Source organism: Propionicimonas sp. (assembly GCF_047606205.1).
Taxonomy (GTDB): domain Bacteria; phylum Actinomycetota; class Actinomycetes; order Propionibacteriales; family Propionibacteriaceae; genus Propionicimonas.
The window spans coordinates 1-25,788 of record NZ_JASGES010000074.1; the positions used below are offsets into that span (position 1 = coordinate 1).

At 72.7% G+C, this 25,788-nt stretch carries 25 protein-coding genes; 7 read left to right on the plus strand and 18 right to left on the minus strand.

Annotated elements, in window-relative coordinates; all coding sequences use genetic code 11:
* Positions 1 to 283 (minus strand): LON peptidase substrate-binding domain-containing protein (locus tag QM633_RS04970; RefSeq protein ID WP_415152621.1); only part of this gene is annotated, 283 nt, incomplete at its 3' end.
* Positions 284 to 441: 158 nt separating this feature from the next.
* Positions 442 to 996, minus strand: coding sequence for an AAA family ATPase (locus tag QM633_RS04975; RefSeq protein ID WP_415152622.1), 555 nt, complete (start codon positions 994 to 996; stop codon positions 442 to 444).
* A 358-nt stretch (positions 997 to 1,354) separates the two neighbouring features.
* Here QM633_RS04975 and QM633_RS04980 point away from each other — a divergent pair, with 358 nt between their 5' ends.
* A complete protein-coding gene (locus tag QM633_RS04980; RefSeq protein ID WP_415152623.1) occupies positions 1,355 to 3,046 on the plus strand; it encodes a cytochrome c biogenesis protein CcdA in 1,692 nt (563 codons plus the stop codon).
* Positions 3,047 to 3,095: 49 nt separating this feature from the next.
* On the opposite strand, the gene QM633_RS04985 is transcribed toward QM633_RS04980, so the two are convergent.
* The 7 genes from QM633_RS04985 to QM633_RS05015 form a co-directional block, all read right to left on the minus strand.
* The gene (locus tag QM633_RS04985; RefSeq protein WP_415152624.1) at positions 3,096 to 3,407 is read right to left on the minus strand and encodes a hypothetical protein; all 312 of its coding nucleotides are present in this window, start codon (positions 3,405 to 3,407) and stop codon (positions 3,096 to 3,098) included.
* A 385-nt stretch (positions 3,408 to 3,792) separates the two neighbouring features.
* Positions 3,793 to 5,355 carry an endonuclease/exonuclease/phosphatase family protein gene (locus tag QM633_RS04990; protein WP_415152625.1) on the minus strand — a complete coding sequence of 521 codons (1,563 nt, stop codon included), beginning with the start codon at positions 5,353 to 5,355 and terminating at the stop codon, positions 3,793 to 3,795.
* 180 nt (positions 5,356 to 5,535) lie between these two features.
* A complete protein-coding gene (locus QM633_RS04995) occupies positions 5,536 to 7,917 on the minus strand; it encodes a beta-glucosidase family protein (protein WP_415152626.1) in 2,382 nt (793 codons plus the stop codon).
* 164 nt (positions 7,918 to 8,081) lie between these two features.
* Entirely contained in the window at positions 8,082 to 8,690 is a 609-nt protein-coding gene (locus QM633_RS05000) for an AAA family ATPase (RefSeq protein WP_415152627.1), read from the minus strand.
* Between the two features lie 10 nt (positions 8,691 to 8,700).
* Positions 8,701 to 10,251 (minus strand): DHA2 family efflux MFS transporter permease subunit, encoded by a 1,551-nt coding sequence (locus QM633_RS05005; protein WP_415152628.1) that lies wholly within the window; start codon positions 10,249 to 10,251, stop codon positions 8,701 to 8,703.
* Positions 10,248 to 10,976 (minus strand): HlyD family efflux transporter periplasmic adaptor subunit, encoded by a 729-nt coding sequence (locus QM633_RS05010; protein WP_415152629.1) that lies wholly within the window; start codon positions 10,974 to 10,976, stop codon positions 10,248 to 10,250. The genes QM633_RS05005 and QM633_RS05010 overlap by 4 nt, the downstream gene beginning before the upstream one ends.
* Positions 10,977 to 11,001: 25 nt before the next feature.
* Positions 11,002 to 12,378, minus strand: a complete 1,377-nt coding sequence (locus QM633_RS05015; protein ID WP_415152630.1) for an efflux RND transporter periplasmic adaptor subunit — start codon at positions 12,376 to 12,378, stop codon at positions 11,002 to 11,004.
* Positions 12,379 to 12,572: 194 nt separating this feature from the next.
* On the opposite strand from QM633_RS05015, the gene QM633_RS05020 reads away from it, so the two are divergent.
* Both QM633_RS05020 and QM633_RS05025 read left to right on the plus strand, forming a co-directional pair.
* Positions 12,573 to 13,172: a TetR/AcrR family transcriptional regulator gene (locus tag QM633_RS05020; protein ID WP_415152631.1), complete on the plus strand. Its 600-nt coding sequence runs from the start codon at positions 12,573 to 12,575 to the stop codon at positions 13,170 to 13,172.
* Between the two features lie 100 nt (positions 13,173 to 13,272).
* Positions 13,273 to 14,745, plus strand: a complete 1,473-nt coding sequence (locus QM633_RS05025; RefSeq protein WP_415152632.1) for an NAD-dependent succinate-semialdehyde dehydrogenase — start codon at positions 13,273 to 13,275, stop codon at positions 14,743 to 14,745.
* A 363-nt stretch (positions 14,746 to 15,108) separates the two neighbouring features.
* Here the strand turns inward: QM633_RS05025 and QM633_RS05030 are convergent, their stop codons facing one another.
* On the minus strand, positions 15,109 to 16,140 hold the full coding sequence (locus QM633_RS05030) for a Gfo/Idh/MocA family protein (RefSeq protein WP_415152633.1): 1,032 nt from the start codon (positions 16,138 to 16,140) through the stop codon (positions 15,109 to 15,111).
* A gap of 144 nt (positions 16,141 to 16,284) precedes the next feature.
* Between QM633_RS05030 and QM633_RS05035 the strand changes: the two genes are divergently transcribed.
* Entirely contained in the window at positions 16,285 to 16,806 is a 522-nt protein-coding gene (locus QM633_RS05035) for a CinA family protein (protein WP_415152634.1), read from the plus strand.
* A 12-nt stretch (positions 16,807 to 16,818) separates the two neighbouring features.
* On the opposite strand, the gene QM633_RS05040 is transcribed toward QM633_RS05035, so the two are convergent.
* The gene (locus tag QM633_RS05040) at positions 16,819 to 17,364 is read right to left on the minus strand and encodes an AAA family ATPase (protein WP_415152635.1); all 546 of its coding nucleotides are present in this window, start codon (positions 17,362 to 17,364) and stop codon (positions 16,819 to 16,821) included.
* 186 nt (positions 17,365 to 17,550) lie between these two features.
* On the opposite strand from QM633_RS05040, the gene QM633_RS05045 reads away from it, so the two are divergent.
* Together QM633_RS05045 and QM633_RS05050 are read left to right on the plus strand one after the other, a co-directional pair.
* Positions 17,551 to 17,859, plus strand: a complete 309-nt coding sequence (locus QM633_RS05045; protein WP_415152636.1) for a Dabb family protein — start codon at positions 17,551 to 17,553, stop codon at positions 17,857 to 17,859.
* Between the two features lie 159 nt (positions 17,860 to 18,018).
* The gene (locus tag QM633_RS05050; protein ID WP_415152637.1) at positions 18,019 to 18,453 is read left to right on the plus strand and encodes a hypothetical protein; all 435 of its coding nucleotides are present in this window, start codon (positions 18,019 to 18,021) and stop codon (positions 18,451 to 18,453) included.
* A 61-nt stretch (positions 18,454 to 18,514) separates the two neighbouring features.
* On the opposite strand, the gene QM633_RS05055 is transcribed toward QM633_RS05050, so the two are convergent.
* From QM633_RS05055 to idi, 7 genes are read right to left on the minus strand one after another with little or no spacing between them, the layout of a single operon-like run.
* Complete coding sequence (locus QM633_RS05055) at positions 18,515 to 20,044, minus strand: FAD-dependent oxidoreductase (RefSeq protein ID WP_415152638.1); 1,530 nt, start codon at positions 20,042 to 20,044, stop codon at positions 18,515 to 18,517.
* Entirely contained in the window at positions 20,041 to 20,355 is a 315-nt protein-coding gene (locus QM633_RS05060) for a lycopene cyclase domain-containing protein (protein WP_415152639.1), read from the minus strand. The genes QM633_RS05055 and QM633_RS05060 overlap by 4 nt, the downstream gene beginning before the upstream one ends.
* Positions 20,348 to 20,731, minus strand: coding sequence for a lycopene cyclase domain-containing protein (locus QM633_RS05065; protein ID WP_415152640.1), 384 nt, complete (start codon positions 20,729 to 20,731; stop codon positions 20,348 to 20,350). The genes QM633_RS05060 and QM633_RS05065 overlap by 8 nt, the downstream gene beginning before the upstream one ends.
* The gene (locus tag QM633_RS05070; protein WP_415152641.1) at positions 20,728 to 21,594 is read right to left on the minus strand and encodes a phytoene/squalene synthase family protein; all 867 of its coding nucleotides are present in this window, start codon (positions 21,592 to 21,594) and stop codon (positions 20,728 to 20,730) included. The genes QM633_RS05065 and QM633_RS05070 overlap by 4 nt, the downstream gene beginning before the upstream one ends.
* Complete coding sequence (crtI, locus tag QM633_RS05075; RefSeq protein ID WP_415152642.1) at positions 21,591 to 23,066, minus strand: phytoene desaturase family protein; 1,476 nt, start codon at positions 23,064 to 23,066, stop codon at positions 21,591 to 21,593. Before crtI ends, QM633_RS05070 begins: the two co-directional genes overlap by 4 nt.
* Before the next feature lie 52 nt (positions 23,067 to 23,118).
* A complete protein-coding gene (locus tag QM633_RS05080) occupies positions 23,119 to 24,243 on the minus strand; it encodes a polyprenyl synthetase family protein (RefSeq protein ID WP_415152643.1) in 1,125 nt (374 codons plus the stop codon).
* Complete coding sequence (gene idi / locus QM633_RS05085) at positions 24,240 to 24,782, minus strand: isopentenyl-diphosphate Delta-isomerase (RefSeq protein WP_415152644.1); 543 nt, start codon at positions 24,780 to 24,782, stop codon at positions 24,240 to 24,242. The genes QM633_RS05080 and idi overlap by 4 nt, the downstream gene beginning before the upstream one ends.
* Positions 24,783 to 24,949: 167 nt before the next feature.
* Here idi and QM633_RS05090 point away from each other — a divergent pair, with 167 nt between their 5' ends.
* Positions 24,950 to 25,786: a MerR family transcriptional regulator gene (locus QM633_RS05090; RefSeq protein WP_415152645.1), complete on the plus strand. Its 837-nt coding sequence runs from the start codon at positions 24,950 to 24,952 to the stop codon at positions 25,784 to 25,786.
* Positions 25,787 to 25,788: the final 2 nt, after the last annotated feature.

Sequence of the window (25,788 nt, forward strand, 5' to 3'; positions counted from 1 at the left end):
CGGGGCCGGTCACGCCGCTGCCGATCCGCGCGCGCTCGCCGGTGCGGAGCACGGCAGCCTGCCCGCCGCCGCGGACGCGTCCGATCTGCTCCACCGTCGCGACCACCCCGTAGCTGCCGTAGCGGCCGTCGAGGCGGGGCGCGGCGAGCAGCTCTCCGTCGGAAGAGGTCTGGGCCGCGTCGATGACGGCCCTGGTGGCCTCGTCGAGCGGGATCGGGACGATCATGCCGGGCAGCAGGACAACGTCGTCGAGGAAGAGGACAGGAAGTCGTTTGGTGGTCATGCGAGTCCTTCACAGAGTTGAGTGCGTCAGGCTCAACCACCGCCGGGCCGATCTTGTTCCCGCCGGCCGCTCCGGCGCGCCGGTGCCGCGGGCTGCCTCGCGCCGCCGGCCCCAACGAAGCTGCAGGAGCGTGCGCACGGGGCGGGCGGCGGACGACCTCAGGGCGTACGTGGAGTGAGCGCGGCCGCGATCGCCGCGTAGGTGTCCTCGACGGCGCCGGACCGGCTCGGGACCACGACCGCGTCCGGCCGCGCGGCCAGCACACCCGGCACGGTGTCGTACATCTCGCCGAGGAACGCCGCTCCGCCGTGGCGGGCGACCAGCGCCCGGTTGTGCACATCCCACTCGCTGCGGTCGGAGCGGTTCTCGAACCGGGCGATGCTCTCGGCACGGCCGGCGAGCAGCACGAGTTCGACGAACCGGGCGCCGTTCAGGGTGGCCGTCCGCTCGAACGCGGCGATCGCGTCCGGCCGGCCGAGGAACTGCGGCAGCACGACGTCCCTGCCTCCGGCGAGATGGGTCGCCGCCATCGCCAGGGCCACCGGACGCAGCACGTCGTGGGTGCGATTGTCCTCGTCCTGCCAGCCGCCGACGAGCCGGTGCAGGGTGTCAATGTCGAGGTTGAGCGTGCCGGGGTGCCGGTCGGCCCACAACGCGGCCAGCGTCGACTTGCCGATCCCCGGCGGCCCGTTCAGGTGGATCAGCGTCGCCATCCCGCCTCCGCTCCGTCCTCGGGTCCGACCAGCCTACCCAGGTGGCCGGCGCGGCGATGTCGGCCGGCTCCTCGCTCCGCGAACAACCAGCCGGCGGGTCGACGGGCCGGCCGGTGGTGCCTGGTTCCCGGCGCCCGGTGCCGATCGCGGTTCCCGGCCCGGCGCCGCGATCCCGTCCCGATCCGCACGGTGAGGACCGCACGAGCGCGGGTACACCGAAGAGTGTCCTCGGGTGAAGTCCGGCGCCGACCCGGGGTGGCGCCGGACCAGGTGCGCCGGTTGAGACCACAGCCGGCGTACCGCCCGGCGGGGACTCGACTCCCTCGACGCACACAGGGAGGCGGACTAGGGTGCGCGCGTGCCCCTGGTGCTCATCGGGCTGCTGGGCGGGCTGATCACCGGCGTCTCGCCGTGCATCCTCCCCGTGCTCCCGCTGGTGTTCCTCGGCGGTGGGAGCCCCACCGCCGACGGTGGCCTGCCGGCCGCGGCGCGGCGCCGTCCGTTCCTGGTCGTACTGGGCCTGGTGACGAGCTTCGCCGCCTTCACGCTGTTCGGGACGCTGCTGCTGTCGGCCCTGCACGTGCCCTCCGACCTGATCCGCTGTCTCGGCCTGGGCGCGCTCGTCCTGCTCGGCCTGGCCCTGGTCTTCCCGGCCCTGGAGGGCGTCATCGAGCGACCGTTCACCCGTCTGCCGCAGCCTTCCGTCCGGCCGGGCGGCAGCGGTTTCGGGCTGGGGCTCGCGCTCGGCGCGGTGTTCGTCCCCTGCGCGGGCCCGGTGCTCGCGGCGATCACCGTCGCAGGGAGCACCGGTCGGGTGGGGGTGGACACGCTCCTGCTGACGGTCTCGTTCGCCGTGGGCTGTGCAATCCCGCTGCTCGTGTTCGCACTGGCCGGCCGCGAGGTGGTCGCACGGGTGCGGGCGTTCCAGCGGCACCAACGGGTCGTGCGGGTGGCCAGCGGGATCGTGATGATCGTGCTGGCCGTGGCGCTGGCGCTGAACGTGACCGACGCCATCCAGCGGGCGATCCCCGACTACACCACGTCGATCGGCAACAGCCTCGGCCGCGGCCTCGACTCGACCGGGTCGGACGCGAAGGCTCCCGTGGGGCTCTCCACCTGCCAGGCGGCGGCCTACACCGGGGACGACCAGCTGCGCGACTGCGGTCCGGCGCCGGAGTTCACGGGGATCGAGCAGTGGCTGAACACCGGCGGCGCGTCCCCCACGATCAGCGGGCTGTCGGGCAAGGTCGTCCTGGTCGACTTCTGGGCCTACTCGTGCATCAACTGCCAGCGGGAGCTCCCGCACGCGCAGGCCTGGTACAGCCGGTATGCCGAGACCGGTCTGGTCGTCGTGGGCGTCCACACCCCTGAGTACGCCTTCGAGCACGAAGCGGCCAACGTCGCCGACGGCGCGGCCCGGCTGGGCCTCAGGTTCCCGATCGCCCTCGACAATGACGACGCGACCTGGGACGCGTACGGCAACGAGTCGTGGCCCGCCGCCTACCTGATCGATGCCACCGGGGAGATCCGGCACGTCTCGATCGGCGAGGGCGACTACGACGGGGAGGAGCAGCTGATCAGGCAGCTGCTGGAGGCGGCGAACCCGGGCGTCACCCTGCCGGCGGTCACCGATGTCGCCGACACGACCCCGCACGACGTCGCGCAGTCCCCGGAGATGTACCTCGGCTCCGAACGCACGCAGTACTTCACCGGCAACGCCAGCTACCCCGACGGCACCGGGACCTTCCACTTCCCCGCCCAGCTGGAGCCGAGCCACTATGCGCTCGACGGCACCTGGACGGCGAGCGAGGAGTCACTCCTCGCCGGTGCCGGAGCGCGGATCGAGCTGTCGTACCACGCGTCGTCGGTCTACCTCGACGTGGGCGGGACCGGCACCCTGACGGTCACGGCGGGCGGCACCACTCGCATGATCGCCGTCGAGGGTGCCCCGAACATCTACCCGGTGGCGTCCTCTGGGGCTCCTGCCGACGGCACCGTGACGATCGCACTGTCGGAGGGGCTGGCCGCCTACTCGTTCACATTCGGCTGACCTCGCCGGGAGGATCGGTCCGCGCGACGCCTCGGCCCGCAGCCGGGGCTCAGGCGATCACCCAGTGCCAGCCGACGAGCATCGGCACGATCCCGAGCAGCAGCAGCGGGTGGTACCACCGGCGCCGGTTGAGCAGAAGGATCGCGCAGCTGCCGACCAGCCCGATCACGCCGCTCATCACCCACAGCCCGACCACCGAGTCCCTGGGCAGGTCGCGGGTGGCCGTGGTGGCCAGGTAGATGGTGAGCACACCGGTCACCATGAGGGTGATGCCGCCGACCAACACCGAGACGACGGTCCGCTGGACCAGGTCGAGACTGTTCGCCTCCGCCGGATCGCGAGTCGTCATCTCGTCGGTCATGCCACTCTCGGCCACGCCTCGCCCTCTCGTCCACAGGTGCCGGCGTCCATCCTCGCAGGTGCCCGCCGCTCCCCGCGCCCCGAGAACCCGCCCCCGCACACCGGCCACCGGCCACCGCACACCGGCCACCGGCCACCGGCCACCGGCCACCGAGGGACGGTTCTCCGTACCCGGCACGAGCGAGCCGTCCCCTGAACGACGACGGGACGGACCAGCGAACGGGAAGGGGGACAGACCAGCGAACGGGAAAAGAACCGTCCCCACTCCATTCAGGGGACGGTTCCTTTCCCGTTCGCTGGTCCGTCCCCTGTCCCCGTCACGGGCGCGGGGGGAGGGGGGTGGTCAGGGGTCGACGGCCGGGTCGAGCGCGGCTGGTGCAGGTGTCCTACGAGGGCAGCTCGATGGTCGCGACGATGGCGTTGTGGTCGGACGGGATCGTGCCGACGAACTGGCCCTTCCGGTTCAGGTCGACGACCGTCCTGAACTCCGCGACCCGGATCCGCGGGTCGGTGAGGATGTAGTCGATGTAGGTGCCCACCGGGAACGAGGTCCGGCGGGCCTTGGTCTCGTAGCCGTTGTAGCTGTTGTAGGCGGCGTTCACCACGTGCTCGGCGGTGGCGTTGCGCCCGGTGAGGAAGGACGCGGAACTGTTGCCCGTCGGGTCGACGAACCCTGCCGCCGTGAACGCGACGTACGGCGCGTTCGGGACGGCCGTCCGCGCCGAGTTGAAGTCGCCCTGAAGCACCACCGGCAGCCCCTCGGAATGGTCGGCGATCAGTTTCAGCACCTCCTCGGCCTGCGTCGCGCGCGCCACGTTGTACTCGGCGACCGAACTCGAGCCCGGTTCCAGGTGGGTGTTCAGGACGAAGAACTTGCCGCCGGTCTGCTTGTCCTTGAAGATCGCCCAGACCGCGTACCTGGTGGCCGTGCCGAGCGTGGTGAGGGAGGTCGCGCTGGCGTCCACGACGGACAGCCGGGAGGCGTTGTAGGCGAGCTTGGTCCCACTCGACCCCTTCCGGGTGGCCAGCTCGTACGGGCTGCCGAGCCGCTGGAGCAGGTCGTCGTACTGGGTGACGGGCGTCGCGTCCGCGCCGACGACGGTCAGCGGCGACGCCTCCTGCAGGCCCACCACGTCCGGCGCCTGGGCGAGGATGTTCGCCGCGACGGCGTCGCGGCGCTGCTCCCACGGGTGGCCGGCGTTGCTGACCTTGTTGACGTTGTAGCTGAGGACGCGGATCGCGGGCGAGGTGGTCCGGGTCGCCGCCTTCCACTTCGTCGAGTAGGCACTCAGCGGCGCACCCGCCGCGTCGAGGACCCGCACCCTGAAGTAGTACCTGGTGTCGGGCTGCAGGCCGGTGAGCGTGCCGCCGGCCTCGTCGAAGATCGCCTTCTGCCAGCGGGTGACGCTCGGGGCCAGAGTGGTCGAGTAGCGCACGAGGTAGCGGACGCCGGGTCCGCGGCTGCGCCACGACAGGTACATGCTGGTGGACGCGGCGGTGGCGGACAGGTCGACCGGCTTGAGTTCCGGCGACGCCTTCTTCGAGGTCTTCACCGCGAGCGTGCTGCCGTACGAAGTCAGGCTGGTCGGCTTGGCCTTGCTGGTGATCGCCTTGACCTGGAAGTAGTAGGTCTTGCCCGGGGTGAGCCGGGACGACGACTTGTCCGGGTTCGGGTTGAGGTTGGTCCACTCCAGGTAGTTGCCGACCACGTCCCAGCTCTTCGCGCCGGCCATGTCGCGATGGGTGGACATCCGCACGCGGTACGCGGCCTGGCTGGTGCCGTCCCAGGTGAGCCCGATCGCCTGCGCCGCCACCTCGGCGGCACGCAGGTGGCGGGGCGCGGAGGCGGCCTGCGCCGGGCTCGTGGTCACCACCGCACAGGCCAGCACGAGGCCGACCCCCGCGGTCAGTGCGACGGCGCGGCTCCAGACCCGCTTGATCGAACCCATGTGTCCTACCCACTCCTGACGTTGCGGTCCGCTCCGCCGGTGCCGTCCAGCCGGCCCTGCCGAAGCCTGTCCTTCGATAGTGGACGAGGTCGGCCGGCGCGGCCCACTCCGGACGCCGGATCGGGCGACCACTCTTGAGCAGGGGTTGAGGCACCCCCGGGGTGGACGCGCGGGGCGGGCTCAGCGCCGGCGCCGGATCGTGGCCCGGTTCAGGACGGCCAGCGCCGCCTGCAGGTGGGTGAAGCCGAACCGGCGCCCGGTGTACGCCACGACGCCGCGCAGCGGCATCTCGGCCAGCGCCGCCTCCATCATCGGGCCGTTCGCGTCCCCCTCGTCGAGGGCGAGGCGGCGCCCGGCGACCAGGTTCGCCAGCGCGTACAGGCGACGCCCCAGCCAGGTCTGCCTGAGGTCGCCGATCGCCGAGTCCTCGGTGAGCGGCCACAGCGGCGGCGCGGTCGGTACCGGGTGGCCCAGCAGGGCCGCGAACTCGGCGTCGGAGGCGAGCGGCCCGGCCGGCGCGGCGACCGGCGTGACCACATCGTCGGAGGCGACCGTCACGACGGCGGACGCGCGCAGGTCGCGCGAGGACGCGCCGACCCGCAGCTCGTACTCTCCCGCTTCGACGAGCCAGGCGGCGGTGGCCACGTCGTAGACGGCGAAGCTGCGCCGGTCCAGACCGATCGCGACCTGTCCGGCCTCGCCGAGCTCCAGCCGGATCCGGGCGAACCCCTTCAGCTCCTGCTCCGGCCTGCGCAGGGAACTGGTCACGTCGTGGACGTAGAGCTGCACGACCTCCGAGCCGGCCCTGCTCCCGGTGTTGGTGAGGGTGACCCGGACGGTGAGGTCGGTGCCGTCCCCCTCGACCGAGAGGTCGGACCAGGCGAAGCTCGTGTAGCCGAGCCCGTGGCCGAAGCAGAACCGCGGCGCCACCCCGAAGGTGTCGTGGAACCGGTACCCCACCCACGGCCCCTCCCGGTACTGCACCTGGGTGGGGTGGGCGGAGAAGTTCGCGGACGCCGGAAGCTCCTCGCCGGCGACGGGGAAGCTCTCGGCGAGCCTCCCGCCGGGCTCGGCGTCCCCGCACAGGACATCGGCCAGGGCGGAGCCACCCGCCTGGCCGCCGAGATAGGCCTCGACGAGGGCGGCCGGGCGGTCGGCCCAGCCGAGCTCGACCGGGGCGCCGTTGACGAGCACGACGACCGTGCGTGGGTTGGCGTCGGTGACCACCTGGACGAGGGTCTCCTGGCCGACCGGGAGACGCAGGTGCGGGCGGTCGTAGCCCTCCGACTCCGCGCGGGCCGGCAGCCCGACCACCAGGACGACGACGTCGGCGGCGGCGGCCGCGGCACGTGCCTGCGCGAGCAGGTCGACGCTGGTCGCGCCGGTGTCCGGGTCGTACCCGGGCGCCCAGGCCAGGGTCTCACCGTGCCGCTCGCGCATCGCGTCGAGGAGGGTGTCGAGCCGGGTGGGGTTCACCAGCGAGCTACCGGCGCCCTGGTAGCGCGGGGTGCGGGCGAACGCACCGATCACAGCGATGGTCCCCTCCCCGGACAGCGGGAGTACCCCGTCGTTGCTGAGCAGGACGGTGCCCGCCGCTGCCGCGCGACGGGCGAGGGCGTGGTTCGCGGCCAGGTCGGCGGGCGCGGCACCCGCGGCCGCCTTCCCCTCGGCCACCCGCAGGGCCAGGCCGACCACCCGCGTGCAGGCAGCGTCCAGCTCGGCGACCGTCACCGCCCCCGCGTCGAGCGCCGCGGCGACCCGGGCGTCCCAGGCGCCGGAACTGGACGGCATCTCGAGGTCGAGGCCCGCTCGCAGCCCCGCCGGGCGGTCGGCGACGGCGAACCAGTCGCTGACCACCAGGCCGTCGAAACCCCACTCGCCGCGCAGGATGCCGGCCAGCAGCGTGCGCGACTCTCCGGCGTGCTCGCCGTTGACGAGGTTGTAGGCGCTCATCACCGCCCACGGTGCGGCCCGGGTGACGGCGGTCTCGAAGCCGGCCAGGTACAGCTCGCGCAGGGTGCGGGGGTCGACGATCGTGTCGAGGCGCATCCGGTTGGACTCCTGGTTGTTCACCGCGAAGTGCTTCACACAGGCTCCGACACCCTCGGACTGGATGCCGCGGACCATCGCGGTCGCGCACGCGCCGGTCAGGAAGGGGTCCTCGGAGAAGTACTCGAAACTGCGGCCGCCGCCGGGGTGGCGCTTGATGTTCATGCCCGGGCCGAGGACGACCCCGACGCCGAGTGCTCTGGCCTCTCTGCCGAGCGCGGCGCCGACCTCGGCGAGCAGGTCCGGGTCCCAGGCGGACGCCAGCGTGACCGCGGTGGGGAAGCAGGTCGCCGGCACGGAGGCCGCCTGCCCGACATGGTCGACCGCACCGTCCTGCACGCGCAGGCCGTGCGGCCCGTCGGAGAGGTGGACGGCGCCGATCCCGTGCTGCGGCAGTGCCGTCGTGTGCCAGAAGTCGGCGCCGGAGAGCAGGCCGATCTTCTGCGTGCGGGACAACCCCGACACGATCTGGGACGCGCGCGCAGCCCGCTCCTGCGGCGTCATCACGCTCATGTCCGATCCTCCCGGTTGGTGGCCCGGCGGCGCGGCCGGGTGTGCAGCCAAGAATGCCCCGTCCGCGCCCGGACCGGTGAGACGTGACCCCCGCGGCCGCGGTGCACCGGCTCCCTGCGACTGCTGGCCCTTCTGCGGCCTCTGCGTCGGTGGGACGTCCGCGGTCAGTGCCGGTCCGCGGCCGCGACGGCGGCCCGGATCAGCTGGACGCAGCCTGCGTAGCCCAGGCGCGCGCTGTTCAGGCACAGGTCGTACTCGCGATAGTCGCCGAAGCGGGTGCCGGTGAAGAACTGCTGGTAGCGGGCGCGCGCCCGGTCCATCTTCGCGATGTACCTCGCTGCGTCCCTCGGCTCGACCCCGTCGACGCGGATGGCACGGGCGGCCTTCTGGGCGTTGTTCGTGCTGAACACGAACACGCTGAGGAACGGCAGCCCCGCATCGCGCAGGATCCGGTCCGCGCAGCGGCCGATGAACAGCGCCGGGCCGCTCCGCGCGGCCCCGACGACCTCCTCCGCGATCGCGGAGTACAGCACGGCGGGCACGGAGATGCCGCCCGCCGTCGGCGCACCCATGGCCGACATGTCGAGGAACTGCCCCGCGCCGAGCCGCTCGTCGAGCGCCTCGAGTGCGTCCGGCGGGAGACCGCGCCTGCTGGCGGCGAGCTGCAGGATGCGGGTGTCGTAGAACTCCAGGCCGTCCTGCTCGCAGAGCCTGCGGCCGACTTCGCGGCCACCGCTGCCGAACTCGCGGTTGATGACGATGACGGAGTGCACGCCTGACTCCTCAGTCGGCCATCGTGGGCCGCGGGCCTGTCGCGGTGAGTCCTCCGGAGCGGAGGAACAGGCCGAGGCCCGCCGCGATGACCGTGAGCCAGGTGGTGATCTGGAAGAGGTTGGTGAACGACGTCACCACCACCTCCAGGCTGGTGCTCTGGGCGAGCTGGTAGAGCGCGGCCAGGCCGAGCTGGGTGACCCGAGGGTCGCTGGCGCTGATCAGGCCGTAGCGGTCGGCGGTGAGCTGGGCCTGCTGGCTGACCATGAGGGCGGAGAGGGCGGCCAGGCCGAGTCCCTGGGAGACCCGCTGGACCACGTTGTTGATGGCGGTGCCACTGCTGGTCAGCCGGGGGTCGAGGGCGGCCATGCCCGAGGACTGCACCGACATCATCGCCAGGCCGGTGCCGACCGCGCGCAGGCACGTCCATTCGATGATCTCGGTGGTCGTGGTGTACACGCTCAGCCCGGTCATCAGATAGGTGGCGTAGGCGGAGATGAGCAGGCCGCTGACCACGAGCCAGCGTGGCCCGAACCGGTCGTAGAGGCGTCCGGACAAGGGCGCCATCACTGCCATCACCAGGGCCTGCGGCATCACCACCAGCCCGGCCTGGAGGGCGGGCAGGCCGAGCACCGACTGCAGGAAGGTCGGGACGTAGAACAGGGTGGCGAACATGCCGATCGACAGCACGCTCATGATCAGCAGCGAGTTGAGGTACGGCCAGACGCGGAACACGTTGAGGTTCAGCAGCGGGTGCTCGACCTCCAGTTCGATCAGCACGAACAGGGCCAGGCTGAGCACGCTGGTGATCAGCAGCCCGAGGATGGGGTAGCTCGTCCACCCCCAGGACGCGCCTTCGGAGAAGGCGAGCAGCAGGCACACCATGCCGACCGCCACGGTGACGAAGCCGAGGATGTCGAACCGGTAGGTGGGCTGCTGGGCGAACTTCGGCAGCATCATCACCGCCAGCACCACCCCGGCCACCGCGACCGGGATGTTGATGTAGAAGATCAGCCGCCAGCCGACGAACTCGACCAGGTAGCCGCCGAGGGTCGGGCCCAACGCGGGGGCCGCGATCACGCCGACGCCGTACAGCCCCATGGCCGTGCCGAACTTGTCCTTCGGGACGATCCGGAACAGCATCGTCATCGTGATCGCGGGCAGGATGCCGCCCGGGATCGCCTGCAGAACCCGGAAGGCGATCAGGCTGGGCAGGTTCCAGGCGAATCCGCACAGCGCGGATCCGATCGCGAACCCGACCAGCGACACCGTGTACAGCCTGCCCAGCCCTACCTTGTCGCCGAGCCAGGCCGTGGTCGGCACGACCACGCCCAGGACGAGACTGTAGGCGGTGGCGATCCAGGCGATGTCGGCGGTCGAGCCGCCGAACTCGGTCTGGATGGTCGGCACGGCCACGTTCACGATGCTGGTGTCCAGCACGGTCATGAACATGCCGACGATCAGCACCAGGAGCGGGCCCACCCAGTGGGTGGCGGACCCCGGGGCGACGGCCTGCGCGCCGGGCTTGCGTCCGGCGGGAGCCGCTGGGGCGGCCGTGGTCATTTCTCGATCTTGGCCGTGACGTTCATGCCCGGCACCAGCGCGAGTCCCTGTCGGTCGTCGATGCTCACCTTCACCGCGATCACCTGCGTGACCTTCTGGAAGTTGCCGGTCGTGTTGGACTGGCCGAACAGTGAGAACACGGCTGCCGCCCCGGTCTTGATCTCCGCGACGTGACCGGTCAGCGGGGTGCCCGGGAACGCGTCCACGGAGATGTCGACCTTCTGGCCGACCTTGACCGCACCGATGTCGGTCTCCTCGACCCGGGCGGTGACGAAGACGCCGCTGGGGTCGTAGGCGATCGCCAGGCTGGTGCCGGCCGCGACGAAGGCGCCGTTCACACCGTTGTTCACCGCCACCACCCCGTCAGCCGGCGCCCGGACGAGGGTCTGCGGCTGCAGGTAGCCGGTCTGGACGGCGATCCGCCCCACCGGCTCCTGGGCCTTCACCTGCGTGCCCATCGCGGCCGTCCAGTCGGTCAGCGTGCCGCTGGTCGGCGCGGTGATGGTGATCTGCGTCCCGTCCACCTGGGCGTTGTCGGTGGTCACGAAGCGGCTTGCGTTGAGCAACCAGTTCGCCACCAGCGCCACGACGGCGACGAGGGCGAGGGCTCCGATCACGATCAGGCCGATCCGGGTGCGCCGGCTCAGCCTCTTCTTCGGCGGTTCCGGCGGGGCGACCTCGTCGGCCTCGTTGGCGGGCTCGATGATCTGGGTGGTCTCGGACATGGCTGGTCCTCCTTCGGTCAGGGCGTCAGTGGGTGGTGGCGGACGGCACCAGGACCTGGTCGCCCTCGGCCAGCCCGGAGACGACCTCGGTGCGGTCCGGACCGACCAGGCCGGCGGTGAAGGCGACCGTGCGCTGCGCACCGGTGGCGTCGACGAGGGTCACCACGCTCTGGCCGTTCTCGGTGCGCACCGCGGCGTTGGGGACGCTCAGCACGTCCTTCTTCTCCTGGGTCGAGACCGTGGCGTGCACGGTCATTCCCTCCTTGAGCCGTTTGTCGGTGGTGTCCAGCGACACCGTGACCAGGTAACTCATCGACCCGCCCAGCGCCGTGCCCGATGGCGAGATGGCGGTCACCGTGCCCGCCGTGGTGACGTCGGGAAGGGCGTCGAAGCTCAGGGCCGCGGTCTGCCCCGCGACGATCTCAGCCGCGTCCAGTTCCTGGAACGGGACCACGGCGGTCATCGGACCTGTGGCCGAGATGACCATGAACTGGGTCCCACCGGCGCGGTTCGTGGCGCTGGTTCCGGCCACGACCGTGGTGCCGGGCACCGCGGCATCCGTCCCCGGCGCCTCGGCGGAGGTGCCGGTGCTGGCGGTCAGGTACTCACCCACGGCGCCGTTGATCGCGGTCACGGTGCCGTCGAAGGGCGCCGTCAACGTTGCGAGCGACAGGTTGTGCTCCGCGACGTCGACCAGCGACTGCGCCGTGGTCACGGCCGCCTTCTGCTGGGTGATGCTGTAGGGCCGGTCGGACGCGGCGGAGTTCGCCGCGTTCTGGGCCGTGACGACTCCCTGCTCGGCGGTCGCCACCGACACCGTGCCGGCGGCGGTCGCCACCTTCAGCGCCTGCTCCGCCGACGAGACGGCCGTCTGCGCGCTGACCACGGCCGCCTGCAGGCTCGAGCAGTCCGAGGTGCAGGCCGCGAGTGCCGACTGCGCCGAGTTCAGTGCGCTGTTCGCCCTCGACACCGCCACCCGATCGGCACGCTTGGTCGCCGCCACCTGGCTGCTGGTCGCGTTGCGGATCGTCCGGGCCTGCGCGAGGGAGTTCCGCGCGCCCCGCAGGGACGGGCTGTTCTCCAGCTTCGCCAGCGCGGCCTTCTGTGCTGCCAGGTTCGCCTTCTGCTGCACGACCAGCTGCCTGAGCTGGAAGCTGTCGACCCTGGCCAGCCGCTGGCCGGCCTTGACGGTGTCGCCGACCTGGACGTCGACGCTGGTCAGCAGGCCTCCCGCCGCGAAGCCGAGGTTCCGCGACGACGACGCGGCCATCGTGCCCGCACCCGACACGCCGAGACTGATCGTGGCCCGCTCGACCGGTGCGGTCGACGCGCGGGTCTCCGTTCCGGACGAGCCGCACGCCGCCAGCACGACGGCACCGGCCAGGACCGCGACCACCGCCACGGCAGCCCTGCCCGCCCGAGAGCGCCGGGCACGCCAATTCACACCCTTCATGGGTCCTCCAGTCATTGGGGAGCTCGCGGCTCGTCCCTGCTCTCGACCCGGCTGCGCCGCGGTCTGGCATGGATACGGACCGTTTCTAGCGATAAGGTTAGCCTCACGCAAACCAGTTCCGCAACGTCCCCGGAGGAGGCCGGATGCGCAGGCACCGACGCAGCGCGGCCCAGGTGGAGGCGGCGATCCATGCCGCCGTCCTCGCCGAGCTCGCCGCCGGCGGCTACGCCGCCGTCACGTTCGAGGGCATCGCGCGGCGCGCGCGCACGAGCAAGCCGGTGCTGTACCGCCGCTATCCCGACCGGGCGTCGATGATCTTCGCCGCCGTCCGCGACCGCGGCCCCGTCGGCCGCCTGGAGGAGAGCACGGGGAGCCTTCGGGGGGATCTCCAGGCGATGCTGGAGTTGACCTTCCGCCGAGCCGCGGACTTCGGTTCAAGGGCGTACCGCGCCCTGATCGGCGAGGCCCGCGACGCCACCCTGGCGGAGGTGGCGGGGCTGAGCGCCGACGTCGCCGCGAGAATGGAGGCGATCGTGCTGACCCCGGCTCGCCAGCGGGGCGAACTCGGCCCGCTCCCCCTCCATCCCGAGGTGATCCTCACCCCCATGCGGCTGGCCCGCGACCGGCTCACCTTCGGGCCATTCACCGACCAGGACGTGGTCGCCATCATCGACACCGTCGCCCTGCCGCTCTACCGGGCCGCCTCAGGGCTGCCGCCGGAGTCCGTCCCGCCCGGGGACTGATCGGCGGACGCCCGGGGCCGCCCGCAACCCGCTCGGCGAACCGCTCCGCCATCCCAGAACCCTATGATCACCTCACGCGACCGTGCCGAGGAGAACCTGGATGAGCGAGATCGTTGAGTCCGAACTGTTGGCGGGGGTGCCGGACGGGCTGTTCGTCGCCGGCGAGTGGCGGCCCTCCTCCGACGGCGGGACGCTGGACGTGCACGACCCGGCCACCGGGGCGGTGATCAGGACCATCGCGAGCGCCTCCGTCGCGGACGGCAGGGCCGCCCTCGATGCGGCCTGCGACGCGTTCGAGACCTGGTCGCGAACCTCCAGCAGGGAGCGGGCGGAGGTGCTGCGCCGGGCGTTCGACCTGCTGGTCGCGCGCACGGAGGAGTTCGCGCTGCTGATGACCCTCGAGATGGGCAAGCCGCTGGCCGAGGCGCGCGGCGAGGTCGCCTACGGTGGCGAGTTCCTGCGCTGGTTCAGCGAGGAGGCCGCCCACGTCCAGGGCCGCTACGGCGCCAACCCCGAGGGCACCGGACGGATGATCGTCACCCAGCACCCGGTGGGTCCGTGCTTCCTGATCACACCGTGGAACTTCCCGCTCGCGATGGCCACCCGCAAGATCGCCCCGGCGCTGGCCGCGGGCTGCACGGTGGTCGTGAAGCCCGCCGCACTGACGCCACTCACCACCCTGTACGTCGCCAAGCTGTTCCAGGACGCGGGCCTTCCCCCCGGCGTGGTGAACGTGATCACCACCTCGCACTCCGGTGACGTGTCGGACGCGATCATCTCCGACCCGCGGCTGCGCAAGCTCTCCTTCACCGGCTCGACGCCGGTCGGCCAGGCGCTGCTGAAGCAGGCAGCCAACGGGGTGCTCCGCACGTCCATGGAGCTCGGCGGGAACGCGCCGTTCGTCGTCTTCGACGACGCCAACCTGGACAGGGCCGTCGACGGGGCGATGGCGGCCAAGTTCCGCAACATCGGCCAGGCGTGCACCGCGGCCAACCGGTTCATCGTGCACGCGTCGATTGCCGAGGAGTTCGCCCGGCGGGTCACCGAGCGGGTCGCGGGGCTCAAGACCGGCCGCGGCACGGAGGAGGGGGTGACCATCGGCCCGCTGATCGACGACCGCGCCGTCGCGAAGACCCGCGAGTTGGTGGACGACGCCGTCGCGCGCGGCGCGTCCGTCCGCACCGGTGGGACGGCGATCGACGGGCCGGGCTCGTTCTACCGGGCCACCGTCCTTTCCGACGTCCAGCCGGGCAGCGACATCCTCCGGGAGGAGATCTTCGGCCCGGTCCTCGCGATCGTCACCTTCACCAGCGAGGACGAGGCCGTCTCGATCGCCAACGACACCGAGTACGGCCTGGTCAGCTACGTCTACACGGAGAGTCTCGCCCGCGGCCAGCGGATGATCGAACGCCTGGCCACCGGGATGATGGGCCTCAACGTCGGCGTGGTCTCCAATGCGGCCGCCCCGTTCGGCGGCTGGAAGTTCTCCGGCCTCGGCCGCGAGGGCGGCGCGGAGGGCATCCACGAGTACCTGCAGACCAAGTACACCCTCACGGCGAACCCCTTCGCCTGACCTCGTCCGGCGCCCGGGCGGGAACAGTCCCCGCTGCGCTCCGCCGCGGCACCCGGCCTGAACGGGAAAGGAACCGTCCCCTGAACGGGAAAGGGGACGGACCAGCGAACGGGAAAGGAACCGTCCCCATTTCCATTCGGGGGACGGTTCCTTTCCCGTTCAGAGCGGCCGTTCGCACGGCCGCCCTGGTGGGCCCACCGACGGTCTGAGGCTCGGGAGTTCCGCACCACGCCGGCGCCGTACCTCACGTCCGTGGTCAGACCAGCGAGCCCTACGCCCCCAGGTGGCCGCCGCGGACCGCCCGATCCGGGGCCCCGCAGCCGGGACATGATTGCTCAGCAGTGTCCTAGGTTTTCTGTCCACCTAGGGCCGGTCCCGGACGACCAGGTGCGCGCGCACCTGGTCGATGGTGGCCAGGACGGCGATCGTCTCCTCGTGGGTGTGGACGGGCGACTCGACACAGCCCCTGGCGACGTACCCGGCCAGCGCCGTCGCCTCGTGACTGAGCGCCGAGTAGGGATCGGTGAAGCTGTCGTCGGTCCAGGTGTCGGCGACCGCGCGGCCGGCCCGCCTGCGGGTGAGGACGAGTTCGGTGGGAGCGTAGAAGGGGCGGCGGAACTCCAGCCGGCCCGCGGTGCCGATGACGGTGGCGCGGGTGGGCAGTTCGGCGACGATCGAGGTGGCGATCTGCGCGGCCGCGCCGCCGGCACTGCCGAGGACGGCGGCGGCGGACAGGTCCACCCCGTCGGCCAGCCTCGTTCCCACCGCGGCGACACTGGTCGGCGGGCCGAGCACCGCGGAGGCGAACGAGATCGGGTACACGCCGGCGTCGAGCAGCGCGCCGCCGGCCAATTCGGGGCTCCACAGCCGCCCGGCCGGGTCGTAGGGAACGGCGAACCCGAAGTCGGCATCGACCCCCAGGACCTCGCCGAGGCCACCGTCGGCCAGCACCTGGCGCAGGATGTCGGCCTGCGGCAGGTAGCGCGTCCACATCGCCTCCATCACGAACACCCCCGCCGCGCGCGCTGCCGCGGTGATCGTCCGTGCCTGGGCCGCGCTGGTCGCGATCGGCTTCTCGACCAGCGCGTGCTTGCCCGCCGCGGCCGCGGCGAGCGCCCACTCGGCGTGAGAGCTGTGCGGGGTGGCGATGTAGACCACGTCGATCGACGGGTCGTCCAGCAACTCCGCCACCGGGCAGGCCCGCGGCACCTGGTGGACGGCGGCGAACGCCGCTGCCCGATCGGTGCTGCGGGCCGCGACAGCGACGACCCGCTGGGCGGTGTGGGAACGAACGGCGTCGACGAACCGTCCGGCGATGCCGCCCGCGCCGATGACGCCCCAGCGCAGGGCGGGCACGGGCTCGTCGAACAGGGGTCGCGGGGTGGGAAGGGTCATGCCGGCTCTCCTCGCTGCCGTGGCCCGCTGGACAGGCACGACCATGTGCGGTTGTGATGGGACCATGTCGGACCACGCCATTGTGCTGCAGCTCACCGGGGCCGCGGGCCCGAGACGGGCACGTTCCCACGACCCGGAGCCGACGTGAACCACGCCGAGGGCCCGGTGGGCGGGCTGGTCGCCGCACTCGCCGAGAGCGGATTGACCGTGGCGACGGCGGAGTCGCTCACCGGGGGCCTGCTGGCGGCAGAACTGGTCAGTGTCGCCGGGGTGTCGGCGGTCTTCCTCGGCGGGATCGTCTGCTACGACACCCGGCTCAAGCACCGTCTGCTCGGGGTGGACGCCGCGCGCCTGGCCGAGACCGGACCGGTGGATGCGCTGGTGGCCGAGCAGATGGCGGAGGGCGTCCGCCACGCCTGCGCGGTCGACGGGCGGCCGGCCGACCTCGGCCTCGCCACCACCGGTGTCGCCGGCCCCGATCCCGACCCGCAAACCGGCACGGCCGCCGGCACCGTCTACCTCGGCGTCGCCACCGCCCGCGGTGCGCGTTCGGTCCGGCTGGACCTGCCGGGCGGTCGCGACGCGGTCCGGGTCGCGAGCGTGGACGCGGCGATCGCGCTCGCGCTCGACGAGCTGCGAGCCCTCCGTCCGCAGGTCACCGGCTGAGCGCCGCCGGGCTCAGCGGAAGTGCGCGGGCGGAAGCTGCGGACGGGGCACGACCGGCCCGATCTGCTGCCGCAGGGCGTCCAGCGCCTCCGCCGGGCCGAGATGCCCACCCAGGACGACCTCGCCCGGAACGCCGAGCACGTCGCCGGGCAGGTGCCACTGCCGCAACTGCGTGTCGGTCACCTCGGCGGCGAGGGGCCGTCCGGCGTGACGCCGCAGGGTCTCGGTGAGCGGGACGTCGAGGTAGAAGACGTGCCGCGGGCCCGAATGCTCCCCCAGCAGCCGGCGAAGCATCGGTGCGTAGTGGCCGGCGCGGAGGATCCCTTCGAGAATCACGTGGTAGCCGATGCCCAGGCAGTAGCGGACGGTGTTCTCGATCAGACCGATGTTGTCCGCGTCCGGACGATCGTGCTCGCGCAGGACGACGCGGCGAAGGTGGTCCTGGCCGATGTTGGCGGTGCCGCGGCCCATGGCCAGCTGGAGTTCGCGCGCGAGGGTGGTCTTGCCCGACGCGGAGTTGCCGCGAAGGATCACCAGGTGTTGCGGCTCCCCCGACACGCATCGAGCCTACCGGCGAGCGGTCCGGCGAACGCCCTCGGCGCGACGCTCCGGCGCGCCTGCCCCGGTCGCGCGGCGGCGCCCTGGACAGGACGTGCCGTTCCCGGCCCCGGCGGGGCGAGAATGGAGCCGCGGGGCCGGTCAGCGATCGGGCCGATGCGGACGACCCGGGAGGCGAGGTCAGGGATGGCGATCCAGCACACGGTGGTGTTCCGACTCGTCCATGAGCCGGGTTCGCACGAGGAGTCCGCCTTCCTGGCGACGGCACGCGACGTGCTGGCGTCGATCCCCGGGGTGGAGGACTTCACAGTCAGCCGCCAGATCAGCCCGAAGAGCGACCTCGTCTGGCAGTTCTCGATGTCCTTCGCCGACCAGTCCGGCTACGACGCCTACAACAGCCACCCGGGGCATGTGGGGTTCGTGGAGTCCCGCTGGGTGCCGGAGGTCGCGTCCTTCCAGGAGTACGACTTCGTCGGTCTGGACGGAGGCTGCTGAGAATGCCGCTCGAGCGAGGACGTGCCGGGCGGCAGGAGCGGCAGGGCCGCATCGTGAGGGCGATCCTGACCCTGCGCCCCGAGCTGTCGCCGCCGCGGATCGCCCGATCCGGCGCACCGCAGCCGGACCATGACCGTTCAGCGGTCGCCTAGGCCGGCGATGGACGTTCACGAGCAGGTGGAGGCGTACCTCGCCTGCCAGCCCGAGCCGAAGCGGGCCGACCTGCGGACGGTGCACGCCCGGGTGCTGGCCGAGTTCCCCGGCTGCCGGCTGTGGTTCAGCGACGGCAGGAACGAGGCAGGGAAGGTCGTGGCCAATCCCGGCATCGGCTACGGCGTCCGGACGATCACCTACGCGAACGGGTCGTCGCGGGAGTTCTACCGGATCGGCCTGGGCGCGAACGCGACCGGCATCTCCGTCTACGTCCTCGGCCTGCCCGACAGGACTCACCTGGCCCGCAGCTACGGCGAGTCGATCGGCAAGGCCGGGGTGACCGGCTACTGCATCCGGTTCCGCCGCCTGTCCGACATCGACCAGGACGTCCTGCTCGCCGCGATCAGGGACGCCATGGCGCTCGAGCCCGGGAACCACTGACCAGCCCGTCCCGGGCGCCTCGCGCACCAGGCCGGCGATCCGGGCCCCCGGACGCCCCGCCTCAGCGGGAGCCGGCGAGGATGCCGGCCAGCGGCGGCGACCAGAGTTCGTGGCCGCGCCGGCCGAAGTCCGAGAGCAGGGCGTTCGCCGCCTGCCAGCCCGTGGTCGCGGCCCGCTCCATCAGCGCGACGGGCCAGTCGCAGCGGACCAGGTCGCCGGCCAGCACGATCCTGCGGTCCGGCGTCCGCACGGTCGGCCGCAGGTGCCACGGGGACGGATCCACCAGCGGGCAGTCGCCGGCGACCAGCCACTCCTGTGCCACCACCGGAGCGGCGGCCAGCGCCGGCGCCACCCTCGCCGCCTGCCGCCACAGCTCGGCACACACCTGGGGACCGGTGTCGCCGAGCGCGTACCCGTGCACCTCGACGACCGAGCCTCCCGTCCTGCGGCTCCACTGGGCCGCACCGGCCTCGAAGGCGTCCAGCCTGCTGATGTTGTCCAGCGGCCCGTAGCCGCTCGTGCCGAGGAACGCGGGCAGGTCGTCGGCCCTCGTGGCCAGCCAGCGGCGGGACACCCCGAACGGCGGCGCGCTGCGCAGGGCGGCGATCCGTTCCCGCCAGGCGCTGTCGAGCAGGTCCGGGGAGGCGTGCACGAGCGACTGCAGACCGCGGGTGTCGAGGGCCAGCACGACTCCGTCCGCCCTCAGCTCAGCGCCCGCGGCCCTCACCACCACGCCGCCATCACCCGGACACCGCACCGCCTCGACCCAGGTCCCGGTGCGCACGTCGACGCCGAGGCCGTGCAGGTAGCGGCCCAGCGGCGCCCAGAGGGAGGCGTCGTAGTCGTCGTCGGGGACGTCGAAGAGCAGCCCCTCCGCCGAGCCGACGAAATAGCTGTGGAACATGGCGACCAGCTCGCCGGCGGAGAAGTCGCGCGGGTCGGCGAAGAAGCTGCGGGCGAACACCTCCAGGGCCAGGTGTCGCGCCGATGCGGGGAACCGCAGCCGGTCGAGGTAGTCCGCCGCGCTCACCGCATCCAGCTCCGAGTAGGTGCGCGGGAACCGCACCCGCAGCAGGCCGAGCGCCTCCCGGGCGTCCACCCCGGCGAGGCGGTGCAGCGGGAAGCTCGGGCTCTGCGCGACGAAGCCCACCAGGTTCCACGGTGGCGTGCGGGGAACCCGGGCGAACGAGTCGCGCACCGGCGAGCCGCCACTCCAGGGCGCGAGTTGCAGCGGATAGTCCGGCACCGGCTGCAGCCGCTCCAGCCCGGGGTCGGCACGTCTCAGCAGCGCGCGGAGGTTGTAGTACTGGCGGAAGAAGGCATGGAAGCCGCGGCTCATCGTGCCGGTCCGCCCCTCCGGCAGGGCGACCGGCCAGGCCCGCACCCGGCCGCCCAGCGTGTCGGCAGCCTCCAGCAGCACCACCCGGACCCCGCGCTCGGCCAGCCCTGTCGCGGCGGCGAGCCCGGCCACCCCGCCACCGACCACGACGACCGAGGGCCCCCCGGAGCCGGTCGGCGTACCTCCGCCCGCCGGCTGGGGGGGACGGTGCCGCTCCGCCCTCGGGTCGCGGCCCGGACGCCAGGGCCTCATTCCTGCCCCCTCCATCGGCCCGCGGCCCGCCAGGCGATGATCGCGCCGGTGACCAGGGCGAAGCCGAAGCCGAAGTCCTCGATCGGGATGTCGAACGGGAACCGCACCCCGACGAAGGCTGCCGGCGAGTAGCGCACGATCGGGTCCGGGCGCAGGGTGAGCCAGCCGTCGACGGCGACCTGGAAGGCGAACACGATCAGCATCGTCAGCCAGTACTGGGCGGTGGCGAAGATGCCGGTGCGCGCCCACAGCAGCTCCACGGCGACCACCACGACGACGGCGACCAGAGTCGCGAGCGTGTACTCAGGCATCGCCGGCCGTCCCGCCCGTCGGCCGGTCCCCGTCCACGTCCCGGCGCGAGCCGGCCCGGCGCTTCGCCCCGGCAGCGAGAACGGTGCCGACGGCCTCGTAGGTGAGCAGCCCGCACAGCGGGACGACCACGAAGAACACCAGTTCCTCCAGCGGCACCGAGCCGGGGAGCAGGATGCCGGTCGTGCGGGCGGGGTCGAAGCCCCAGTGGTCGCGGGCGATCGCGACCGCGTCCCAGCCGAGAAACACGACCAGCACAGGGGCGAGGGCCAGCAGCAGGCGCAACGGCCTGCGGTAGACACGCGCGCGCAGAAGGAACTCCAGGGGCAGCGTGACCAGCAGGCAGGCGGCCATCAGCAGCAGGTACTCCGTCCTCATCCGATCCGCCTCGTCCCCGCGACCAGGACGGATGCGGCCGTCACGACCTTGCGCCAGGTGGGTACCCGGGCCCGGCCGGAGAACACGTCGTAGTCGCGGGCCTCGATCCTGCCGAGGATCCGCGCGTACAGCTCCAGCGCCGTGCCCACGCAGCGGGCGGACGCGGGCGGCAGCATCGCCACCCCCGGCTCCGCCCGCGCGTACAGCTCCCGGTTCCGCGCGATCTCGAAGGCCATCACGTGCCGCCAGGCGTCGTCGACGGCCCGGCGCCACGGATCGGCGCCGAACCGGGCCAGGTCGTCGGCCGGGACGTACACCCGGCCGCGATCGAGGTCCTCCCCGACGTCGCGCAGGAAGTTGGTCAGCTGGAAGGCGAACCCGAGCGCCCTGGCCGGCTCGAGTGCCTCCGCGGACAACGGCCGCAGCACGGGCAGCATCATCTCCCCGATCACCGCCGCGGAGCCTTCCATGTAGCCGCACAGAGCAGGCCAGGTGTCGTAGCCGGTCACGGTGAGGTCGAGCTCCATCGCGTCGAAGAACCGGTCGAAGCATTCCCGCTGGATGCCGGTCTCCTGAACCGTGCGGGCGATCGCGGCGAGGACGGGGTCGGGCGGCCGTCCGGCCAGCGCCGCCGCGAAGGACGCACGGAAGGCCGCCAGTTCCCGGGCCGTCCGGCCCACCTCGACGAGCGTCGCCCCGTCGGCGTCCACGATGTCGTCGGCGAGCCGGCACAGCGCATAGATCGCGTGGACGTGCCTGCGCTGCGGCGACGGCAACAGCGCCGCACCCCAGTAGTAGGTCGTGCCGTGGGCGCGGGTCAGCCGCGCGCACTGGGCGTAGCCCTCGGCCAGGTCGTCGCTCATGAGCGCCCCGTGAGGTAGTCGCGGACGCGTCGGGCGGCGAGTTCCCCGCTGACCAGCACCATCGGGACGCCGACGCCGGGGGTGGTGCCGGCGCCGGCGAAGAACACCCCCGGGAGTCTCGGCTCGAGGTTGGCCGGACGGAACGGGCCGGTCTGCCCGAAGGTGTGGGCGAGGCTGAACGGCGTCCCCATCGCCAGCCCCTGGGCCGCCCAGTCGGCAGGAGTGACCAGGCGTTCGGTGACGATCTCGCCCGGGTAGCCGCTGGCGAGGAGGAAGCGGTGCAGGCGGTCGCGGGCCGGGCCGGCCTCCGCCGTCCAGTCGACCGCACCGCCCAGATGCGGCACCGGCTCCAGCACGTAGAGCGCGCTGTGCCCCGGCGGCGCCGCGCCGGGGGCGTCGATGCTGGGCACCGTGACCAGCCGGGACGCGTCGGCCATTCGCTGCCCGCGCCCGATCAGCTGCTCGAAGGACGCCTCCCAGGCCGCGCCGAAGTGGATGTTGTGGTGGGCGACGCCGGGACCCGGCGTCCCCCTGACCCCGACATGCCAGACCAGCGCCGAGGGCGACCAGCGGGCGCGGGCCAGCACGCGGGGAGGGGCGAGCTGGGGCAGCAGCTGCCGGTACGCGCTGGGCAGATCGAGGGTGAGCACCACGGCGTCGACGGCGAGCCGTTCCCCGCCCGCCTCCACCCCGGCCAGACGCCCGGCCGCGTTGCTGATCAGCCCGGTCGCCGGCGCCGAGTAGTGCAGGCTCGCGCCGGCGTCCGCCACCGCCGCGGCGAGGGCGACCGGGACGCTGTGCATGCCGCCCTCGGGGAAGTACACGCCCCGGATGCAGTCCATGTAGGTGATCACCGCGTAGATGGCCAGGGCCTGGCGTGGGGCGAGGCCCGCGTACATGGACTGGAAGGTGAGCAGCCGGACCAGCCGCGGGTCGCGGATCCGGCGCCGGACCGCCCGCTCCAGCCGGCCGAACCCGCCGAGCCGGAGCAGCCTCGCGGCAGCCGCAGGGCGGGCCAGCAGGTCGAGCAGGGAGTCGAGGTTCCGCTCGATGAAGTGGGGCATCTCCACCTCGTACAGCGCCTCCAGCCACTCGACGAAGCCGGGGAACGCCTGCGCGTCGTCCTCCAGCCCACTGCGCCGCAACTCGGCCACCTGGTCGTCGAGGTCCGCGCGGACGCGCAGTTCGGACCCGTCGCTGTACACGGCGCGGTAGGCGGGGTCGAGGCGGCGCAGCGGCAGCACTGTGCGCCGGTCGGCACCGAGGCGGGCGAACGCCCGGTCGAGCAGGTCCGGCATGGTCAGCACGGTCGGGCCGGTGTCGAAGACGAACCCGTCCTGCTCCAGCACCCCGGCGCGACCGCCGGGGACGGTCTCGCTCTCGAACACCACCACGTCGTGGCCGTCGGCCACCAGTGCGCTCGCCGCGGACAGTCCCGCCAACCCCGCCCCGACGACCGCGACGCGGCTCACCTGGGCCTCCGGTCTCGTCCGGGGGAGCCCCGCCCGGAACGTCGTGGGGTGGTCATGCGTCCCGCCAGGCGACCCGCCGTGCCAGCGCTCGCAGGCCGTCCGCGGCGTCCGGATCGATCGCCGGGTCGTCGAGGGCAGCCAGGGCCGAGGCCACCGCGTCGGCGATCATCGCCTCGACATCGGCGATCACCCCGGAGCGGACGAACTCCTCCTGCAGCGCGCCGACGATCGCCGCAGACGGCCGCCTCGCCGCGCGCTCCAGTGCCCTGCGCCAGCGCGGGGAGAAGCGCTCGGTGGCGAGCGCCATCAGGACGGTGGGCTTGCCCGCGACGATGTCCTCGCCCACCGGTTTGCCGGTCGTCCTGGTGTCCCCGACCACGCCCAGGATGTCGTCGCGCAGGGCGAAAGCCTCCCCGACGGCCACGCCGTACCGCTCGAGCGCCGACAGCGTCCGGGCCCCGGAACCCGCCGCGGTCGCACCCAGCTGCAGCGGTCGCCACACGGTGTAGGCACCGGACTTGGCCCTGGCCACCTCGCGGGCATGGGCGAGGTCCCTGCGTCCGTTCGCCGCCCCGACCAGGTCACGGCCCTGACCCACCATCAGCTCGACGCTCAACGTGCGCCACAGCTCCTGCAGGCCGGCCGGGAGCGTCGCCACCAGCAGGTCCGCCTCGGTGTGGGCCAGATCGCCGGCGAGGATCGCGATGTTCTCCCCGTAGCGCTGCGGATCGCCCTGGCCACCCCTGGCCTCGTGCTGGGCCCGGGCCCGGGCGTGGACGGAGGGCTGACCGCGCCGGGTGGGCGAGGAGTCCATCACGTCGTCGTGGATCAGTGCGAACACGTGCAGCAGTTCCAGCGCCGTACCGATGGTGACCAGGTGGTCGCGTCCGGCGCCGGTCCGGTGGCCCCCTCCCGCTACCCACCCCCAGTGGGCCATCCGGGGACGGAACCGCTTGCCGCCCGAGGCCACGGTCGCCTCCAGCAGCTCCAGCACCGAGTCGGTGTGCAGCACGCCCGCCCTCGGCACGACAGCGGCGGCGAGGTGCACCCACCGCTCACGCAGCGCATCCAGGTCGCGGGCGATGGCGGCCTCGACCTCCGCGACGGTCACGTCGTCGTGGTCGGCCTCGCCGCCGTGACCGAAGGCGTGCCCTGCCGGCGACCGGACGACGCTCATCCCGGCACCCCGGGGAGGGCATCCAGAAGCGGCACCTGCAGCGCGGCCCACGGGCTGAGCAGCGCCGGGACGGCGCGCGCGACGGCGACCAGGTCGGGCCAGGCCACCCACGCGATCTCGACGACCTCCGCCGGATCGGGTGCCAGGGCCCCGGACAGCCGGCCCACCCAGACCGGGCACGCCTCGTTCTCGACGATGCCGGACGCGTCGACCGCGCGGTAGCCGAAGCCGGGGAGGGCCAGCTCCAGGCCGTCCACGATCGCGCCGAGCTCCTCGGCCAGACGCCTCCGGACGGCCGCCGCGCCGTCCTCGCCGGGGCGGGGGTGGCCACAGCACGAGTTCGTCCAGACGCCGGGCCAGGTGGCCTTGCCGAGGGCGCGCCTGGTCAGCAGGACCCTGCCACCGGCGTCGAACAGGTAGCACGAGAACGCGAGGTGGCGCGGGGTGTCGTGGCCGTGCACCAGGGCCCGGTCGGCCTCGCCGACCGGACGATCGTCGTCGTCGAGCAGGACGACCCGATCCCGGACCTCCGTGCTCATCGGTTCTCCCTCATGCCCTATCCCTGCCCGCGGGGGAACTCCCCCAAACCTTTGACAAGATGATCCCGTTCTGATGCGATCTTCGGCCAGACCTTCGGCGAAAACCCTAGACAAACTACGTACAGATCACCCTGCATTGAGCCGTCGCCGGATATCCTCGCGCCGTCATGGTGACGATCAAGAGGGCCGCCGAGCTCACCGGGGTGCCGGTGCACACCCTGCGCGCCTGGGAACGCCGCTACGGCCTGGTGTCGCCGGGCCGGACGGCGTCGGGCTACCGGGTCTACGACGAGCGCGCCCTGGACCGCATCCGTGCGATGCAGGGACTCGTCGAGGACGGCTGGCCTCCCCGCCAGGCCGCGCGGGAGTCGCTGCGCAGGGAGCAGGGCGTCGCCTCGGCGCTGGAGCTGGTGGCAGCGGCCACCGCGCTCGACGGGGAAGCGGCCGGCCACGTGCTCGACGAACTGTTCGCGCAGGGCTCCTTCGAGTCCGTGGTCGACGACCTGCTGATGCCGGCGATGGTGCTGCTGGGCAACGCCTGGGCGTCCGGGAGGGTGTCGGTGGCAGGCGAGCACCTGGTCAGCAACCTCGTCATGCGACGCCTCGCCGCGGCATACGAGGCGACCGCCCAGCCGGCATCCGGCCCGACCCTGCTGATCGGCGCGCCGCCGGGCGTCGACCACCAGCTCAGTCTGCTCGCCTTCGCGACGGCTGCCCGTCGCGCCGGGGCCGTGACCGTGTACCTCGGCGCCCAGGTGCCGGCGGATGCCTGGCGGGAGGCGGCCGCCGCGGTCGACGCGCAGGCGGCGGTCAGTTCCGTCCACCGGCGCAGGGACGCGGCCCGGCTGCAGGCGGTGGCGGAGGAATTGCGTGCCACGCCGTCGTGCGGGCTGTGGGTGGGCGGACGCCACCAGCACCTCGCGCCGTCGCCGTTCCGCCCGCTCGGCCACTCGATCGGCGCCGCCGCACGACTGCTGGCGGGCGGGTCCGGCGCCGCCGGCTGACG

Bases quoted from the DNA above. Each gene is read 5' to 3' on its own strand.
- idi (WP_415152644.1), bottom strand. From the start codon at position 24,782: ATGAGCACGGAGGTCCGGGATCGGGTCGTCCTGCTCGACGACGACGAT.
- QM633_RS04990 (WP_415152625.1), bottom strand. From the start codon at position 5,355: ATGGGTTCGATCAAGCGGGTCTGGAGCCGCGCCGTCGCACTGACCGCG.
- QM633_RS05050 (WP_415152637.1), top strand. From the start codon at position 18,019: ATGGACGTTCACGAGCAGGTGGAGGCGTACCTCGCCTGCCAGCCCGAG.
- QM633_RS05070 (WP_415152641.1), bottom strand. From the start codon at position 21,594: ATGAGCGACGACCTGGCCGAGGGCTACGCCCAGTGCGCGCGGCTGACC.
- QM633_RS05030 (WP_415152633.1), bottom strand. From the start codon at position 16,140: ATGACCCTTCCCACCCCGCGACCCCTGTTCGACGAGCCCGTGCCCGCC.
- QM633_RS04995 (WP_415152626.1), bottom strand. From the start codon at position 7,917: ATGAGCGTGATGACGCCGCAGGAGCGGGCTGCGCGCGCGTCCCAGATC.
- QM633_RS04985 (WP_415152624.1), bottom strand. From the start codon at position 3,407: ATGACCGACGAGATGACGACTCGCGATCCGGCGGAGGCGAACAGTCTC.
- QM633_RS05060 (WP_415152639.1), bottom strand. From the start codon at position 20,355: ATGCCTGAGTACACGCTCGCGACTCTGGTCGCCGTCGTCGTGGTGGTC.
- QM633_RS05080 (WP_415152643.1), bottom strand. From the start codon at position 24,243: ATGAGCGTCGTCCGGTCGCCGGCAGGGCACGCCTTCGGTCACGGCGGC.
- QM633_RS05045 (WP_415152636.1), top strand. From the start codon at position 17,551: ATGGCGATCCAGCACACGGTGGTGTTCCGACTCGTCCATGAGCCGGGT.
- QM633_RS05025 (WP_415152632.1), top strand. From the start codon at position 13,273: ATGAGCGAGATCGTTGAGTCCGAACTGTTGGCGGGGGTGCCGGACGGG.
- QM633_RS05065 (WP_415152640.1), bottom strand. From the start codon at position 20,731: ATGAGGACGGAGTACCTGCTGCTGATGGCCGCCTGCCTGCTGGTCACG.
- QM633_RS05090 (WP_415152645.1), top strand. From the start codon at position 24,950: ATGGTGACGATCAAGAGGGCCGCCGAGCTCACCGGGGTGCCGGTGCAC.
- QM633_RS05020 (WP_415152631.1), top strand. From the start codon at position 12,573: ATGCGCAGGCACCGACGCAGCGCGGCCCAGGTGGAGGCGGCGATCCAT.
- QM633_RS05055 (WP_415152638.1), bottom strand. From the start codon at position 20,044: ATGAGGCCCTGGCGTCCGGGCCGCGACCCGAGGGCGGAGCGGCACCGT.
- QM633_RS05005 (WP_415152628.1), bottom strand. From the start codon at position 10,251: ATGACCACGGCCGCCCCAGCGGCTCCCGCCGGACGCAAGCCCGGCGCG.
- QM633_RS04975 (WP_415152622.1), bottom strand. From the start codon at position 996: ATGGCGACGCTGATCCACCTGAACGGGCCGCCGGGGATCGGCAAGTCG.
- QM633_RS05010 (WP_415152629.1), bottom strand. From the start codon at position 10,976: ATGTCCGAGACCACCCAGATCATCGAGCCCGCCAACGAGGCCGACGAG.